The 17,935-nt window shown below is 38.9% G+C and carries 16 protein-coding genes and 1 other annotated feature; of the genes, 7 read left to right on the top strand and 9 right to left on the bottom strand.

Annotation, left to right across the window (positions count from 1 at the left end; all coding sequences use genetic code 11):
• Positions 1-72: 72 nt before the first annotated feature.
• Both yaaA and ACU696_RS05315 read left to right on the top strand, forming a co-directional pair.
• Positions 73-849 carry a peroxide stress protein YaaA gene (yaaA, locus tag ACU696_RS05320; RefSeq protein WP_109911856.1) on the top strand — a complete coding sequence of 259 codons (777 nt, stop codon included), beginning with the start codon at positions 73-75 and terminating at the stop codon, positions 847-849.
• Between the two features lie 191 nt (positions 850-1,040).
• Positions 1,041-2,030 carry an aldo/keto reductase gene (locus ACU696_RS05315; protein WP_004914707.1) on the top strand — a complete coding sequence of 330 codons (990 nt, stop codon included), beginning with the start codon at positions 1,041-1,043 and terminating at the stop codon, positions 2,028-2,030.
• A 51-nt stretch (positions 2,031-2,081) separates the two neighbouring features.
• Here ACU696_RS05315 and ACU696_RS05310 read toward each other — a convergent pair whose 3' ends face one another.
• From ACU696_RS05310 to ACU696_RS05290, 5 genes are read right to left on the bottom strand one after another with little or no spacing between them, the layout of a single operon-like run.
• Entirely contained in the window at positions 2,082-2,504 is a 423-nt protein-coding gene (locus ACU696_RS05310; RefSeq protein ID WP_042851912.1) for a DUF411 domain-containing protein, read from the bottom strand.
• Positions 2,505-2,545: 41 nt separating this feature from the next.
• Positions 2,546-5,683: an efflux RND transporter permease subunit gene (locus ACU696_RS05305; RefSeq protein WP_110731401.1), complete on the bottom strand. Its 3,138-nt coding sequence runs from the start codon at positions 5,681-5,683 to the stop codon at positions 2,546-2,548.
• Positions 5,684-5,686: 3 nt separating this feature from the next.
• Complete coding sequence (locus ACU696_RS05300; protein WP_209102272.1) at positions 5,687-6,955, bottom strand: efflux RND transporter periplasmic adaptor subunit; 1,269 nt, start codon at positions 6,953-6,955, stop codon at positions 5,687-5,689.
• Between the two features lie 17 nt (positions 6,956-6,972).
• Positions 6,973-7,314, bottom strand: a complete 342-nt coding sequence (locus tag ACU696_RS05295; RefSeq protein WP_226537944.1) for a copper-binding protein — start codon at positions 7,312-7,314, stop codon at positions 6,973-6,975.
• Between the two features lie 8 nt (positions 7,315-7,322).
• Complete coding sequence (locus tag ACU696_RS05290; RefSeq protein WP_196718571.1) at positions 7,323-8,717, bottom strand: efflux transporter outer membrane subunit; 1,395 nt, start codon at positions 8,715-8,717, stop codon at positions 7,323-7,325.
• Positions 8,718-8,871: 154 nt separating this feature from the next.
• Here ACU696_RS05290 and ACU696_RS05285 point away from each other — a divergent pair, with 154 nt between their 5' ends.
• The 5 genes from ACU696_RS05285 (at position 8,872) to ACU696_RS05265 (ending at position 12,649) form a co-directional block, all read left to right on the top strand.
• Positions 8,872-9,555 carry a heavy metal response regulator transcription factor gene (locus tag ACU696_RS05285; protein ID WP_109911851.1) on the top strand — a complete coding sequence of 228 codons (684 nt, stop codon included), beginning with the start codon at positions 8,872-8,874 and terminating at the stop codon, positions 9,553-9,555.
• Positions 9,548-10,933 (top strand): Cu(+)/Ag(+) sensor histidine kinase, encoded by a 1,386-nt coding sequence (locus ACU696_RS05280; RefSeq protein ID WP_004914721.1) that lies wholly within the window; start codon positions 9,548-9,550, stop codon positions 10,931-10,933. The genes ACU696_RS05285 and ACU696_RS05280 overlap by 8 nt, the downstream gene beginning before the upstream one ends.
• Before the next feature lie 114 nt (positions 10,934-11,047).
• On the top strand, positions 11,048-11,515 hold the full coding sequence (locus tag ACU696_RS05275) for a hypothetical protein (protein ID WP_109911850.1): 468 nt from the start codon (positions 11,048-11,050) through the stop codon (positions 11,513-11,515).
• A 215-nt stretch (positions 11,516-11,730) separates the two neighbouring features.
• Complete coding sequence (locus tag ACU696_RS05270; protein WP_245211133.1) at positions 11,731-11,961, top strand: hypothetical protein; 231 nt, start codon at positions 11,731-11,733, stop codon at positions 11,959-11,961.
• 40 nt (positions 11,962-12,001) lie between these two features.
• Positions 12,002-12,649, top strand: a complete 648-nt coding sequence (locus ACU696_RS05265; protein ID WP_209102274.1) for a hypothetical protein — start codon at positions 12,002-12,004, stop codon at positions 12,647-12,649.
• Between the two features lie 126 nt (positions 12,650-12,775).
• Here the strand turns inward: ACU696_RS05265 and thrC are convergent, their stop codons facing one another.
• The 4 genes from thrC to thrL all read right to left on the bottom strand — a co-directional run bounded on the left by thrC (position 12,776) and on the right by thrL (position 17,620).
• Positions 12,776-14,071 (bottom strand): threonine synthase, encoded by a 1,296-nt coding sequence (thrC, locus tag ACU696_RS05260; protein WP_209102276.1) that lies wholly within the window; start codon positions 14,069-14,071, stop codon positions 12,776-12,778.
• 3 nt (positions 14,072-14,074) lie between these two features.
• Positions 14,075-15,004, bottom strand: coding sequence for a homoserine kinase (gene thrB, locus ACU696_RS05255; RefSeq protein WP_109911848.1), 930 nt, complete (start codon positions 15,002-15,004; stop codon positions 14,075-14,077).
• Positions 15,005-15,007: 3 nt separating this feature from the next.
• Entirely contained in the window at positions 15,008-17,467 is a 2,460-nt protein-coding gene (gene thrA / locus ACU696_RS05250) for a bifunctional aspartate kinase/homoserine dehydrogenase I (RefSeq protein WP_196718574.1), read from the bottom strand.
• A gap of 24 nt (positions 17,468-17,491) precedes the next feature.
• Positions 17,492-17,613 (bottom strand) — a sequence feature (Thr leader region).
• Positions 17,552-17,620 (bottom strand): thr operon leader peptide, encoded by a 69-nt coding sequence (gene thrL / locus ACU696_RS05245; RefSeq protein WP_071548816.1) that lies wholly within the window; start codon positions 17,618-17,620, stop codon positions 17,552-17,554. It overlaps the preceding feature by 62 nt.
• Between the last annotated feature and the right edge of the window lie 315 nt (positions 17,621-17,935).

Below are 17,935 nucleotides of genomic sequence, written 5' to 3'. Positions count from 1 at the left end.
TCGTATCAATTAGCCAATTAGGCAGAATTTTTGCTAAAGTAAGTAGTATCATTCTTTATTAAGGGTCAAGTCATGCTTATTACAATTTCACCTGCAAAAACATTAGACTACGAAAGCCCACTTGCAACACAGCAATTTACTCAGCCTGAGTTACTCTCTGAGTCTCAAAAATTAATTAATGTCTGTCGTAAGTTAACCCCCGCGGATATCGCCAGTTTAATGAAAATTAGTGACAAACTTGCAGGGCTCAATGCCGCTCGTTTTGCAGAATGGCATGCGGACTTTACCCCAGAAAATGCACGCCAAGCGATCCTCGCCTTCAAAGGTGATGTATATACGGGTATGCAAGCAGAAACGTTTTCTCAAAACGATTTTGAGTTTGCTCAATCCCATTTACGTATATTATCAGGCCTTTATGGTGTTTTAAGACCGCTAGATTTAATGCAGCCTTATCGCTTAGAAATGGGAATTCGTTTAAAAAATACCCGTGGAAAAGATTTATATGAGTTTTGGGGAGACATTATCACCAAGCAATTAAATCATGCATTAGCCGAGCAAAAAGACCCAATATTAGTCAATCTTGCCTCAGATGAATATTTCAAATCAGTGAATACAAAAAAACTGGATGGCCAAATTATCAAGCCTATTTTCTTGGATGAAAAAAATGGTAAATATAAAGTTATCAGTTTTTATGCAAAAAAAGCTCGAGGTTTAATGAGCCGTTTTATTATCCAAAATAAATTAACGAAAACAGACCAACTGGCTGATTTTAATTTAGAAGGCTATCAGTTCGATGAAAGCCAATCTAAAGGTAACGAGTTGATATTTACTCGCCCAGAGCAAGCTTAATGCACAAAACGTGGGGACTGGCGCACAGCAGATACCCACGTATTTCAAAATACTTCATTCTTTTTTCGGGCTCAATCACAATTTACTCATAAACCTTCTTGCTAAGCACGAATTAGCATTGATTCCTCAGCCTACTTTTTAGCTTTATGACAGTATAAATTGAGTTTTACCCACTATTTTGGAGGTGAAGTATGCCTTATGTCGCATCATCAAAACGCTATACTGAAATGGAATATCGTTTATGTGGCCGTAGCGGATTACGCTTACCACTGATTTCATTAGGGTTATGGCACAACTTTGGCGATAACAAACCCTTTGATAATTGCCAAGCCATGCTTCGCCACGCTTTTGACCTTGGGATCACCCATTTCGATCTTGCGAATAATTATGGGCCACCGCCAGGATCTGCCGAAAGTACATTTGGCAGGATCATGCAACAGGATTTTCTGCCTTATCGTGATGAAATGATCATTTCATCGAAAGCCGGTTTCACTATGTGGGATGGCCCTTATGGCGACTGGGGAAGTAAAAAATATTTGGTTGCAAGCCTAAATCAAAGTTTGAAACGCATGGGTTTAGATTATGTAGATATCTTTTATCATCATCGACCTGACCCCAATACTCCATTAGAAGAAACTATGGGAGCACTAGATCTCATTGTTCGCCAAGGAAAAGCTCTGTATGTGGGAATTTCTAATTACCCAACAAATTTAGCTAAAGAAGCCATTAATATTCTCAATGAATTAGGAACCCCTTGCCTGATTCACCAACCTAGATATTCCATGCTAGAACGCACTCCTGAAGAAGATTTACTTGATTTACTGGAAGAAGAAGGTGTCGGCTCTATCGCATACTCTCCGTTAGCAGGTGGAATTTTAACCGATCGCTATCTTAATGGTATTCCTGCGGATTCACGCGCTGCGGGTAATCCTTCTTTACCGCCAGAAAGACTCACATCCAACGTTTTATCAAAGGTTAAACAGCTGAACGAGCTGGCGGTAAAAAGAGGACAGAAGCTAAACCAAATGGCCTTAGCATGGTTACTGAGACATGATAGGATCACTTCAGTGCTCATCGGAGCAAGCCGTATCAGCCAAATTGATGATGCGATGGGGATCCTAAAAAATCGTAATTTTACGCAAGAAGAGCTCAAAGCTATCGAATTAATATTAGAAAGCTAATGAAATACACAAGTTGCAGGAAATCCTGCAACTTACTGAAATACAGCTTAATTAACGATATTCCCCATTTGCTTTAAACTGCACCACAGAATAAGGCTGAGTACGGCCATCTGGCTGCTCCATACCTAGGCTACCAATTGGCATGCCCGGAACAGAAATTCCCACCACATCTGCCGGTAAAGCATCAATCGCATCAAGGCTACTCACAGGAACATGCCCAACAATCACTTTGCCTTTGTATTTCGCTATGTGGCAGCTGCGTAAGTTATAAGGGACCTTCAATTCATCATTGAGTTGATTTAATTCATCATAACTAATTTCGTTCACTTCAACGTTATATCCCGCTTTTTTAACCCCTTCTCCCCACAATTCACAGCAACCGCAATTTGCATCTTTATACAATTGCACGCTCTGGCTTTGAGAAAATGCCGAAAATGACAGTAATAACATTCCACTCAACATTAATTTTTTCATTTTTAATTTACCTTCAAAATAGTCATGGTGAATATTCATCATTATTTATTATGACGTAACTGGCAGATTAATTTATAAGCTGCAGGAATAATAAATAGGGATAATAACGGTGCGGTGATCATGCCGCCAATCATCGGCGCCGCAATACGGCTCATCACTTCCGAACCAACGCCTGTTCCAAGTAATATGGGTAATAAGCCCGCTAAAATTACAGCAACCGTCATGGCTTTAGGACGAACTCGTAAAACAGCGCCTTCATATAATGCACGGTCTAAATCTTGATCTGATAAGCTGCTTATTCCTTGCTGTTTTTCTTTATCTTCGATTGCATGGCGTAAATAAATCAACATTACCACACCAAATTCAGCGGCTACACCTGCTAATGCAATAAATCCAGTTCCTGTCGCAACCGATAAATTAAAGTTCATCCAGTAAAGGAACCAAATAGCCCCAACCAAAGCAAAAGGTAAGCTTAATAAAATCAGCAAAGCTTCACTAAATCGTCTGAATGCTAAATAAAGCAAGACAAAAATAATCATGATGGTAGCGGGAACCATTAACATTAACTTTTGATTAGCCCTTTCAAGTAATTCGAATTGCCCCGTAAAGGAATAGCTAAGACCCGGCTTCATTTGGATGTTATCTTTTATTGCTGCATCAATATCTTTAATAACAGAGACCATATCGCGATCGCGCGCATCAATATAAATCCAACTAGTCGGTCTTGCATTCTCAGTTTTCAACATTGGAGCGCCCATATTCACGAATACATCCGCAACATCACTAAGCACAATTTGCTGTTTACTCGGCGTTAAAATTGGCAACAATTTCATCGCAGATACACTATTTCGGTAATCTTGAGGATATCTTATGCTAATTGGATAACGCTCAATCCCTTCAACCGTTTCCCCAACCATTTCCCCGCCAGTCGCCATTGAAATATAAACTTGTACGTCACTGATGCTCATACCAAAACGAGCTGCTTTTTCTCTATCAATTTTGACATCAATATAGCGCCCACCAACCAATCGCTCGGCTAAAACAGAAACAACTCCAGGCACCGATTTGGTGACTTTTTCAATTTCTTGGGCTAATGCATCAATTTCTTCGAGATCTCTGCCGGATACTTTGATACCTATAGGGCTTTTGACTCCCGTAGATAACATATCAATACGATTGCGAATAGGAGGAACCCATAAGTTCGCAACTCCAGGTAAACGCACCGTTTCATCAAGCTCATCAATAATTTTTTCGAGAGTCATACCTTCTCGCCACTGTGTTTGCGGCTTCAAACGTATCGTTGTTTCAATCATTTCCATCGGGGCTGAATCCGTAGCTGTTTCAGCTTTACCGACTTTTCCAAATACCGTATCCACCTCAGGAATAGTTTTGATTAACTTATCTGTATTTTGTAGTAAAAATGCTGCTTGTGCAGGAGAAACCCCCGGTAACGTTGAGGGCATATAAAGTAAGTCACCTTCATTAATCGCAGGAAGAAATTCACCACCTAAATGTTTTAATGGCCATATCACGGTAAATAAAGATAAGAAACCAATTAACAAAGTTGTTTTTGGCCATGCCAATACCTTAGTTAAAATAGGGCTGTAGAGTGAAATCAACCAACGATTCAGTGGGTTTTTATTTTCATTTGGAATATTACCGCGGATCCAATACCCCATTAGAATTGGAATAACAATTAATGCTAACGCTGCAGCCCCCGCCATGGCATAGGTTTTTGTAAATGCGAGTGGACCGAATAAACGGCCTTCTTGCCCTTCTAACGTAAAGATAGGAATAAAAGACAATGTGATAATTAATAAGCTGATAAATAATGCGGGTCCAACCTCAACAGCCGAGTCCGTAATAACTTTCCAACGCTGGGCATTATCAATGACTTTACCTTCATTTTCATGCTGCCACTTTTCTAATTTTTTATGTGCATTTTCTATCATAACAATGGCAGCATCCACCATGGCTCCGATCGCAATTGCAATACCCCCTAATGACATAATATTTGCATTTATTCCTTGGTAGCGCATGACGATAAAGGCAATAAATAATCCAAGAGGCAAGGAAATAATAGCCACGAGAGCAGAACGGAAATGCCATAAAAAAACAGCACACACTAATGCGACAACAATAAATTCTTCCAGTAACTTATAACTTAAATTATCAATCGCGTTATCAATAAGAATACTTCTATCATAAGTCGTGATAATTTCGATGCCTTCCGGCAAGCTAGCACTTAAATCTTCAAGCTTCTGTTTTACATCATGAATCACATTACGTGCATTTTCACCTGAACGAAGCAAGATAATACCACCCACGACCTCGCCTTCTCCATTTAGCTCTGCAACCCCACGGCGCATTTCGGGCCCTTCCTGTATTCGAGCCACATCTTGTAAGTAAATGGGGACGCCATTTTCCGAGGTTTTTAGGTAGATTTTATTAAAGTCATCAATAGATTGAAGGTAGCCACTTGCTCTAACCATATATTCAGCTTCAGCAATTTCAATCGATGACCCACCCGCTTCTTGGTTAGCCATTTCAACTGCCTGTTTTATTTCAGGTAATGTCACTGAAAATTGGCTAAGTTTGAGTGGGTCAACTAAGATTTGGTAAGATTTAACCACACCGCCAACGGTTGCAACTTCTGAAACATTTGGCAACGCCTTCAATTCATATTTCAAAAACCAATCTTGTAATGAACGCAGTTCCGCTAAATTATGCTTTCCCGTTTTATCCACTAAAGCATATTCAAAAACCCAACCAACACCTGTCGCATCAGGTCCAATGGATGCCACTGCACCTTTAGGTAATTGGTTTTGGACTTGGTTTAAATATTCTAAAACTCGTGAACGAGCCCAGTATAAATCTGTATTATCTTCAAAAATAACATAAACATATGAGTCGCCAAAGGCAGAAAAACCACGCACCGTTTTTGCTCCCGGCACAGATAACATTGTGGTTGTTATCGGGTATGTGACTTGGTTTTCGACCAATTGTGGCGCTTGCCCTGGGTAAGTGGTTTTGATGATCACTTGTACATCAGATAAGTCAGGTAATGCATCAACAGGAGTACTGCGAATGCTCCAAATACCCGCAATAACTAAAAATACGACCCCCATTAGCACTAAAAACCGGTTAGCAACTGAGCGTCTTATAATCCATTCCAACATACTCTACTCCTGATATTTATGTGATGAATGATTAGATGACGCCGATGGTTCGGGAAGCGCTTCCATCTTGGCTAATGCCCCGGCAATATTCGCTTCAGAATCAATTAGGAAAATCCCCTGAGTCACTATATGCTCGCCCACTTGTAAGCCTTCAGATATTGCCGTCATTTGTTGGGATTCACTCAGCACTCGAACCCTTTTCGGAATAAATTCACCATTCTCACCAATAGCAATAACATGCTGTTTTTTCCCTGAATCCACAATGGCTTGTGATGGGATCAACAAACTTTCCTTACCTTCTGCAACTAGATTTAAATATGCAGTCATACCCGGTTTTAATAAATGGTTAGGATCCGCAATTTCTGTACGAATATTAATTGTACGACTTGCTTGATCTGCACTGGGTAATATCAACCAGTTTTTTACATTAAATAACTGCGAAGGGTAGGCAGGAATAGAAACTGTAAATTGTGTTTGTTGATTAAGTAATTCAGCAACTGACTGAGGAACAGATGCATTAATCCACAATGGATCTGTTCCTTGAATTTGTGCAATAACGACTTCTTTGGATACGTTCATCCCTAAGCGCAAATTAAGTGCAGTAATTACCCCAGAAATAGGGGCTTGAACGGTAAAACGTGTTTGCACTTTTCCTGTTTTAATAAACTGGGAAAGCGCACCTTCTGGCATGCCATTTAAACGTAAACGCTCAATGACGCTATTAAGATCTTGTTGGCTCGCATTCATTTGCTTAAGTGCGAGATATTCGCTTTGTGCTTCAACCCATGCTGGGATCGTTAGCTCCGCAATAGGAACGCCTTTTTGGATCCTCTCACCGACTGTGAATGGATAAACTTTTTCAACAAAACCATTTTCTCGTGCTTGTACGATCGCAAATTGGTGATCATTAAACACAATTTCAGCTGGAAATGTTAAGTCATAGTTTAATTTTCCCCACTTTACATCCACCGTTTTAAGCCCTAAATTTTGTGTCTGTGTTGGGTTAATTGTTATTCCTTTGCTATCCGCTGAAGCCAAGTTTTCATCCGCATATTTAGGAACAAGGTCCATGTCCATAAATGGGGATTTTCCTGGTTGATCAAATTTAGTATTGGGATACATTGGGTCATACCAATACAATACGGTGCGTTCTTGTTTTTCAACTGATTGGCTATTATTTTCTACAACGAAAAAATAACGATAAAATAAAATTGAAATAACGCTCGATAAAATAATTACCAATAGCAATTTGGTCAGGTTAACTAATGACATAACATCTCTCTACCTATTTAGTTTATCTTTTCGATGGATTTCAACATTGAAAGATTACCTTGTTGTACAAAGGAAAATTTTAATTCATCATTTTCTTGTAAACCGTTGATCATATTTTCATTTTCATAAGTAAAACGCATAGTCATTGGTGGCCAGCCAATACTTTCAATTTCTTTATGGTTAATCGTTAATTTCTTGTTCTCTTTATCAATCGAAATGAGCTTTCCTTCCGTATTGATTGTCGGTTCTGCGACTTTTTCTGGATAAATAGAGTGGTTATGTTCAGCGCCGTTTGCATAGCCAGTTGCTGCTAACATCGCCATTGAAATTGCAAAAAATACCGTATTTAATTTTTTCATTGTTACCCTCATGATTTTATTAATCCGCCACCTAGTGCAGAGAATAAATTTATTTCATTCTTCTGCTGTTCTATTTTCAACATCAATAAATTTTGCTGTTCGGTAAATAAGCTACGCTGTGCTTCAAGAACATCGAGATAGCTCAAGCCACCATATCGATAACTAGCTTGTTTCTGTATTAAGACGTTTTGCAGCGTGTTGACATATTGCTCTTGGGATATAAGTTGTTTTTCTAAACTCGATTTGATCACTAGGGCATCTTTCACTTCACGAAACGCCACCTGAATGCTTTTTTCATAATTAGCAATCGCTTTATTTTTTCTAATATTTGCCAACTCTAAATTTCGGCTATTTGATCCTCCAGTAAAAATAGGTAACGTGATTTTAGGAATAAAATTCCAGATACCATTTGAAGAATCAAATAGCCCAGTTAAAGACTCGTTATTATTTGCGATACCCGTATTAAAGGAAATTGAAGGAAAAAAAGCAGCTCTCGCTACACCAATATTGGCATTCTCAGAAACAATATTTTGTTCCGCTGCCATAATATCTGGGCGTTTTAATAATATTTCAGAGGGAATATTTGAAGGTGTTGTAATCAAGGGATAATTCGGTTCGTAGTGCCCTAACTCTGAGTTTATCTTTGTTACATAATCATTCGTCAAAAAATTCAGTAAATTTTCATTTTTTGCAATTTCACTTTTAATTTTTTCGATATTAATAGAAATAGACTGAACTTGTCCTTTAGCTTGTTCTAAGTCTGATAGCCCCGCTTTTCCTGCCGCCACTTTTTGTATTACTATCGATTGACTATTGAGGTAGCTTTGTTTCGTCTCTTGTGCAATTAATAATAGTTTTTGGTTATACACCACATCTAAATACGCTTCTGCTACCGTTTTGATTGTTATAATTTGTGTCGCACGGTTCATCTCTTGAGAAGCGATAAATTTTGCTTTATCTGCATCAGATAAATTTTTAATACGTCCAAAAAAATCCAGTTCATAGCTGATATCAATACCCGCACTATATTTCTTATTGAACGATGTGCCAGACTCTAATGATTGGCTGTAGTCAGCACTCATTGATGAATTAACTCGAGGATATTTTTCAGCTTCCGCTAACCCAAAACGCACACGAGCTTCTTCTACATCTAACGCAGCAAGATATAAATCACTGTTTTTCTCAAGCGCAATTTCTATCGCTCTTTTCATTTGTGGATCTTGAATAAATTTGTCCCAACTAGGAATCGATAATTCTATTTGAGCCTGCTTTACTGCATCAGGAATATTGCTACTGAATTGCTGAGGTACATTAAGATTAGGACGTTGATATTCAGGGGCTAGCGAAACACAACCCGTCAAAATTAAGGCATAAGCTATAATTAATATTTTTGGGGAATACATGGTATAGTCATGCCTCTAGTGATTAAAATTGAGGCTATAGTAAAAAAGAACAACTGTTAGATTCATGACATGAAAATGACAAATTTGTCATTTTACATTTCGTTACTGTAGTGCTTAGAATGGCAGTATTGTTTACCTGTCTGCTAGGTCTAAGATGAAATTACTTATTGTTGAAGATGAACATAAAACGAGAGAATACTTATCTAAAGGCTTAAGTGAGTCCGGGTTTATTGTTGATGCAATCGAAAATGGCATTACAGGCCTGCATATGGCCACAACTGAAGACTATGATTTAATTATTCTTGATGTGATGTTGCCGGATATTAACGGCTGGGAGATTGCAAAAAAATTACGCAGTGTAGGAAAAAATACACCAATACTCATGCTTACTGCTTTAGGTAATGTTGAACATCGAGTCAAAGGGTTAGAGTTAGGTGCTGACGATTATCTCGTTAAACCATTTGATTTTTCTGAGCTACTTGCCCGAGTGAGAACTTTATTGCGCAGAGGCAATAACAGCATCCAAAAAACACAATTTACCATCGCTAATTTGCATGTTGATCTGATCAAACGGCGCGTTACCCGTGAAAATGATAAAATTATACTCACCAGTAAAGAGTTTTCTTTATTGGAATTTTTTATTCTTCACCAAGGTGAAGTTCTTTCTCGTTCTCTAATAGCCTCAAAAGTTTGGGATATGAATTTTGATAGTGATACCAATGTCATTGATGTTGCAGTTAAAAGACTGAGAGCTAAAATAGATCAAGGCTATGAACCTAAATTGATTCATACCATCAGAGGAATGGGCTATTTACTTGAGATCCCTGAAAATGATTAAGTTATTTCGATCTCCTGTCTCTATTTCAATTCGTCTTATTGTTTTAATCAGTATTACCCTCTCCCTCGCTTTATTATTATTTAGCTCGATCATGATCAATTCAGTTATGTTACATTTCAAACAGCAAGATGAATATACATTGAGCCAAATAAATCTCACTATTCGCAGTTTATTAAGTGAAAAAACTAACTCACAAGATGAACAATTTTCACGTATCAGAACTATTTTGAATGAACACCAAGATTTGGTTGTCTACCTCATAGATCAAAATGGGAATGTCCTGACTTCCTCAAATGCAACTGTAGACCTCATTTCTCGCCTAAAAAATTATGACTCGACTAAAGATAATGCGGATCAATATCTTGAAAGTTATCGATTAGCCGAAAGTAAAATTAAGGTATATCGCTCCAATGATATACAGCAATACCGCCTAGTAACGGCTCTTTCTCTTAATTTTCATCATAATTATCTTAGCTCTCTCATATATAACCTGATAATCAGTGCGATTTTACTGTGTTTATTTACTATTGCAGTTGTTTATTTTTTAGTTATCAAAGGCCTCAAGCCACTTAAAGAAGTTAGCGATGAAATAAAGAATGTAACCTCTGAAAATTTAAGTGTTCGTTTAGACCCTGACTCTGTGCCTAATGAATTAAAGCAATTAACTAAATCATTTAATCAGATGTTAGTAAAGATTGAAGATGTTTTTGTAAGGCAAACGAATTTCTCTGCAGATATTGCCCATGAAATGCGTACGCCAATTACTAATTTAATGACTGAAACTCAAATATCTCTGAGTAAAAACCGCAGTAAAGAAGAGCTAGTTGAGGTGTTATATTCTAATTTGGAAGAATATAACCGTCTATCACGAATGATATCTGACATGCTTTTTCTTGCTCAAGCAGATGATAATAGGCTTATTCCAGAGAAAAAAATGATTAATATTAAAACTGAAATAGAGCTTATATTTGATTATTTTGAATATCTCGCAGAAGAGAATGAAATAAAACTCAAGCTGATTGGTGAAACAACCTCTATTATGGCCGATAAAGACATGTTAAGGAGAGCGATTACTAACTTAATCTCAAATGCTATCCGCTATACCCCAAAAGGCGATTCTATCAGTATTAATATTTCAAATGTAAAAGAGGGAATTGAATTAATCATCAGCAACCCTGGTATAAAAATACCAGAAGAACATTTAGCTAAACTTTTTGATAGGTTTTATCGCGTGGATAAATCAAGACAACGAAAAAATGAAGGAAGCGGTATCGGATTAGCTATCGTCAAATCGATTGTATCAGCACATAAAGGCAGGATCACTGTAACATCAGATGATTTTTCAACACGTTTCACTGTATTTTTACCTATAAAATAAAATTAAAAATTTCGTTATAAATGGCAATTTTGTCATTTTGTTGTCAGTATTCAGACAGAAATAAAGCCTTATTATAGTTATAAGATAAATTATTTAACTTAATAAGGATTCACAATGAAAAAAATTATTTTTGCTTTAGCGATTTCTGCTGTAACAACACATGTAACAGCAGCCCAAACAGAAAAAGAAATTCATTATAATGCAGCAACTGCTCTCAGTTTCACTGAAAATAATACCTCTTATTCCAATCTAAAATCGATTAATAACCATTTAAAGCAAGCGGGTATTTCTGGCAATAATATAATTAACTCACCTCAGTCATTTCTTCAATTAGATGAACATACTCAAGCTGCTACTGCATTGAATTTTACTCAAAATAACACATCTCCAGTAATACTGAATATGATCAGCCGCCATCAAAAGCAATCACCTAACTATAAAAAACCGATAGTAAAAACGGCTAAATTATTTTCCGATATGAATGAAAGTGAGAAGGCTATTACTATGCTAAGTTTCAATAAAAATAGCTCTTCGGCACCAATTCAAAATGAAATTATGAAAATATCAAAAGATAACAAATAATTAGTTTTAAATAAAATTATTTAGTTCAATTAAATAAAACAAAAGTCTATTTTAATCGGAAAATCATTATAGTAAGTTTAAAGCTTATTATAATGATTTACCCTATTACATTTTTTATTACCTAAATAAATAAATCCTTTATTGATTATTCGAATCTGTGAATTACAATTCACTTGCAGTACACATTCATTTAAACTTTTCAATGAGGATTTATTATGTACAAAGCATCTATTATTATCGCATCATTATTATTTTCAACACTAGCATCTGCAACTTCCTTAGAGTCTCAATTATCATCAAAAAATATAATGACTTTTTCTGCCGAATATTCACTACATAATGGTGGAAACGGTGGTAAGGTGGTAATGGTGGCAACGGTGGTCATGGTGGCAATGGTGGTAACGGCGGCAATGGCGGACATGGTCATTAATTTATCTCAATATTAAATTTCTCCCCCTTCTTTTTGGAGGGGGAAAGGAGAAATACATGAATCATAAGGTTTGCATTTCATTAAGTCTGTTATTAATTAGCACTTATTCCATCTCAAGTTATTCTCATTCCTTATTTAATACTACATCTAACTGTTCATTAAAAAATGAACTTATTATTAATGACGTTAATAATAAAATATGTTCGATATTAAATGGTCAATATTATTATTCTAAGATCCTTAGCTTTGCAAGCCATGGGCAAAACGGAAATCATGGCCAAAATGGAAGTCATGGTCAAGGTGGATTAGGTGGTCAGGCCGGGCAAGGTGGTGATGGTCAAAATGGTGGAAATGGCGGAACAGGTTCAAATAACGGCAACGGTAGTAACGGTGGAAATGCAGAAGCTGGCAGTAATGGTAACGGTGGAAATGGTGGCCATGGTAGTGTTACCGGTGGTGACGGTGGCCATGGGGGAGATGGTGATGGAACCGGCAATGGTGGTAATGGCGGCAATGGCACAATGAATGGGAATGGAGGAAACGGGGGGAATGGGGGAAGTAATGGTGGGAATGGCGGCAATGGTGGAAATGGTTCTGGAGGTGGAAATGGCGGCAATGGTGGCAATGGCAGCCAAGGCGGTAAAGGGGGACGCGGTGGTTCAGATGGTGGTAGAGATGGCCTCGACGGCATCAGTACACTCTAATAGGCAAATTCATTAGCTGTGAATAAGTGATGTGGCAATATGAAACCATATAATTACCTTAACAATAAATGGTCTTATCATTAAAAACGGAAGCTTCTGCTTCCGTTTTTCGTATCCACATATTCTTTATTGCTTAGGTGCTAATTTCATTAAAAATGTGCGTAATTGGGTAAAGTCAGATGGTAAAAAGTGTGAAAGTAGCGGTAGCTCTGCACGCTCAGCTAACTCTTTTGGTAAAGGTATGGCCTTATTAAGGATCTCTTCAACACTTTCCTTAAACTTAGCTGGATGTGCCGTACCTAAAAACAGCCCGTATTCGCCTTCTTGCAACTGGTCACGCAGCACACGATAAGCAACCGCAGCATGTGGCTCAGATAAATATCCTTTTTTATCTAATTCACGTACTGTTTCTTTAGTCACTTCATCACTCACAACCCCATGGCCTAATTCATCAAGGGACCAACCTTTACGGCGGAATAACTCCTCAATACGAGGCCAGTTGTTCGGCTGACTAACATCCATGGCATTCGATAATGTAGCCACAGTTTGCTTTGGTTTCCATTGTCCATCAACAAGGTAACGCGGCACAGTATCATTTACGTTAGTCGCTGCAATAAAGCGTTTGACAGGTAAGCCCATTGCTTTGGCTAATAAACCTGCCGTAAGATCCCCAAAGTTCCCACTCGGAACCGAGATCACTAGTTGATCGCGTTTTTCTGCTGGGATCTGCGCGACCGCTTCAAAGTAATAGCAGATCTGAGCAAGTAAACGACTGATATTGATCGAGTTCGCTGAATTTAAGTACAGCGCCTTTTTCAACTCTTCGTCATCAAATGACTGTTTTACTAATGCCTGACACGCATCGAAGTCATCTTTAATCGCAACCGTATGAATATTTTCACCCAGTGTACAAAAGAGTTTTTCTTGCAGCGGGCTGATTTTCCCTTCTGGATAGAGAATAACAACTTGCACGTTATTAAGACGATAGAATGCGTGAGCGACTGCCGCTCCGGTATCCCCTGAAGTTGCCGTCAAAATGGTCACAGGTTGCTCACCAGCGACTTGACCTAACGCCTGAGCCATAAAGCGGCCACCGAAGTCTTTAAATGCGAGGGTTGGCCCATGATATAGCTCCAACGTTGCAACATCATCTTCAACTTTAGAAACTGGCACAGGAAAAGCAAATGCGGCTTTAACTCTCGCTGCTAGCTCTTCTGATGGAATTTCATCACCAATAAAAGCACTTAAAATACGGCTGCTACGTGTGACAAAATCTAATTTTAATAATTCGTCGATTTCAGCCGCACTAAATTCAGGCAGATCTTGGGGAAAGAATAAGCCTTGTTGCTTCCCTAACCCTTGCTTAACCGCTTGCGCAAAACTTACTTGTTCATTGTTATCTTTTAAATTATACAGTTTCATTATTTACCCTATTGTCCTTGCCCCGGCCAGATCCAAACGGCAGATATGCACAAAGCCTTCATCATTCTGAATATAATGTTGTTGCAAGTAGCTCGCCATATTTTCAGCGATATGTTTCTCATCGCAAATAGCAAATAGTGTTGGCCCAGAGCCAGAGATACCACACGCCAATGCACCTATTTCTTTTGCGTTCTGGCGCGCTGCCGCAAAACCCGGTAATAGTTGTGTACGATAAGGCTCAGCAACAACATCTTGGATCATCGTTGCTGCAAGTAACGGCTGGTTTGTATGACATGCATGAATGAACCCTGATAAGTATCGACCATGGTTTACAATGTCGTGACGTGGGTAGCTATCAGGCAGGATCGCACGTGCTTCCGCTGTTGATACTTTAATTCCTGGATAGGCCATAACCCAATACCAATTTTCAAATGCAGGTACAGGCTGTGAAATAATACCATTTTGCTCGATAATCAGTTGTAAACCACCTAAAAAACACGGTGCGACATTATCATAATGCACACTACCAGAAATACGCCCTTCCAGTTCCCCCATCATGCCAAGCAGTTGGGTATCATCAAATGGTTTCTCTGCAAATTCGTTTAGCGCCATCAATGCGGCGACAACAGAGCAGGCACTAGAACCGAGCCCTGAACCAATTGGCATATTTTTTTCAAGCGTCATCGCAACATTTAATGGCTGACCAAGACGCTCACAAAACAGCTGCCAACATTGGTAAACAATATTGTGCTCATTCTTTTTCGGAAGTTTAGCAACGAATTTGCCTTTATTCGTCAACGAAAAGGTGTCTGCCGCTTCAACTGTTACACAATCACCTAATAGTGAACCGTCTGCAGGCGAAACTGCTGCCCCTAGGACATCAAACCCGACGCTCACATTACCAATTGAAGCCGGTGCATAAACTTTAATCACTTATTAAACTCCCAATTTCCATGAAAGGGTACGCAGCATATCCGCAAATACACCAGCCGCAGTAACATCATTACCTGCGCCATAACCTCTTAATACTAAAGGAATTGGTTGGTAATAGCGTGTATAGAAAGCTAGTGCGTTTTCGCCATTTTTAACTTTGAAGAGAGGGTCATTACCATCTACGGCAACAATCTTAACCTGACAGCGTCCTTCTTCAATCAATCCAACATAGCGTAACACTTTTTGTTCTGCTTCTGCGGCTTTTATACGTTGCGCAAATTGTTCATCCAATTGTGGTAGGCGTGCCATAAATTCAGGCACTGTGCCACTACTGTCAAAATCCGTTGGTAAAACAGGTTCAATTTCAATATCTTGTAACTCTAAGTCATAACCTGCTTCACGGGCTAAAATTAACAATTTACGCGCCACATCCATACCCGATAAATCATCACGAGGGTCTGGCTCCGTAAAACCTTTTTCTTTAGCGAGTGTTGTGGCTTCGGATAAAGACATGCCTTCGTCTAACTTACCAAAGATGAATGATAAAGAACCGGATAAAATTCCGCTGAAATGAACCAGTTCATCCCCTGCATTCAATAAATTTTGCAGGTTCTCAATAACCGGCAAGCCCGCGCCTACGTTAGTGTCATAGAGGAATTTACGTTTCGATGTTTCACTTGCCGCACGTAACTGATGGTAGTAATCCATCGACAAAGTATTGGCTTTTTTATTTGGTGTGACCACATTAAAACCATCTTTCAAGAAATTGACATACTGCTCTGCAATTTCCTGATTTGATGTGCAGTCAATAATGACAGGGTTCAAGAAATGGTATTCACGCTCTAAGCGAATTAAACGGCTTAAACTAAATGGCTCTTTCGCTTCCGCTAGCTCCGCTTTCCAGTTATCTAAATCAATCCCTTGCATATCCGTTAACATTGCCCGTGAATTAGCAATACCACATACACGCAAATCAATATGCTTTTGTTTTAACCATTGTTGCTGGCGGTGAATTTGCTCAATTAATGCATTACCAACCCCACCAACACCAATGATAAAGGCCTCGATAACTTGTTCCGCATTAAATAGCATTTGGTGACATAAGCGTACCGCCGTTGTGGCTGACTCGTTGGCAATAACAGCAGAAATAGAGCGTTCGGAAGACCCCTGTGCGATAGCGACAATGTTTATGTTACCGCGAGTTAAAGCGGAGAAGAAACGCGCGGAAATGCCTTTCAACGTGCGCATGCCGTCACCCACAACTGAAATAATCGCCAACTGCTCCATCACATCCAGAGGATCAAGTACGCCATCTTTCAGCTCTAAGTAAAACTCTTCTTCCAGTGCGGCACGTGCTCTCACTAATTCATTTTGCGGGACACAAAAGCTAATACTGTATTCTGATGAAGACTGCGTGATCAGGACGACCGAGATCCCTTTACGAGACATGACTGAGAAAATGCGTGCAGCCATACCCACCATTCCCTTCATACCGGGGCCAGATACGTTAATCATCGCCATGTTATTCAGGTTGGTGATCCCTTTCACTGGTGTGCTATCGTCAGTTTGGCCATCACCAATTAAAGTCCCCGGAGCGCTTAAGTTAGTGGTATTTTTTATCAGGCAAGGGATTTGGAATTGAGCAATTGGGGCGATGGTACGAGGATGGAGAACTTTGGCACCAAAGTAGGATAACTCCATGGCCTCCTGATATGACATACCTTTCAACAAGCGTGCATCGGGTACTAAACGCGGGTCACAAGTATAAACCCCATCTACATCAGTCCAGATTTCACAACAATCAGCCCGTAAGCATGCCGCTAAAACTGCAGCTGAATAATCAGACCCATTACGACCTAATACCACTAATTCACCTTTGTCATTACCTGCAGTGAAGCCCGCCATTAAGACAAAATGATCTTTCGGTATATTTAAATCAGCAATGCGTTTTGTTGACTCATTTATATCAACGGTAGACTCAAGGTAATGGCCTTTCGCGAGTAAGCTCTCTACAGGGTTAATTACAGTCACATTATGGCCGCGTGCTTTTAGCACCGACTCCATAATGGCGATAGAGAGTTTCTCGCCACGGCAGATAATGGCTGCGTTAATGCTGTCAGGACATTGTCCGAGAAGAGTAATACCATGCAGTACTTGTTTGATTTGTGCGAATTCTTGCTCTGTCAATTTTTTTAAACGGTCATATTCAAAACCGGGTTGTTTTTCTTTTAATCCTTTTAAAAGGTTAGCAAAAATCATTTCAGCATCATTAACATGCGTGATGACATCTTGTCCTGCAACCGTTTTTTCAATCATAGCAACCAGATGGTTAGTGATTTTTGCTGGCGCGGATAACACCAAAGCCACTTGTCCATCTGCTAGTTTACTTTCAGCGATGTCGGCAACATTCAGTACTCGTTCGTCATTTGCAACCGAAGTACCGCCAAATTTAAGCACACGCATGGTATTTCTCTCCTGAATTAACACCAAAAAAAAGCCCGCATCGGTTAAGTATGCGGGCTTTTTCATTTTTATTTTTTGGATGCGTCAGCCCGCCCCGTTTCCTGTGGTTACGGTGGTGGTGGTAATAATAATAGTCAGGCTGATATTACGCATAGATTCTGTCTGTCTCTTAGATTCTTTTAAGTTTCTCCCTATACGGTTAAAGCAATTGGTATATTTTGTCAAATTTATTTGCAAAACATCCCTTTTAAAACTCTTTTTTTATTTGATAAATTATCTATCAGCGCGAAAAACACATTCACAAAAAGATACCTATCACACCAATGATGGTATTAAAAACCAAAAAAACTTAAATTTTAAGTTAAATAATTTTTTACCTAGCCAGAAATGAAATTGCCTATTAAATAGGCAAAACAGATAGCCTTTAGCGATTTCTTGTGAAGAAAATCAAAATGAAAATATGAACAA

This window comes from Providencia sp. PROV_01, from assembly GCF_053098325.1.
The sequence above is the reverse complement of the archived record's forward strand: the minus strand, read 5'-3'. Positions and strand labels throughout refer to the sequence as shown.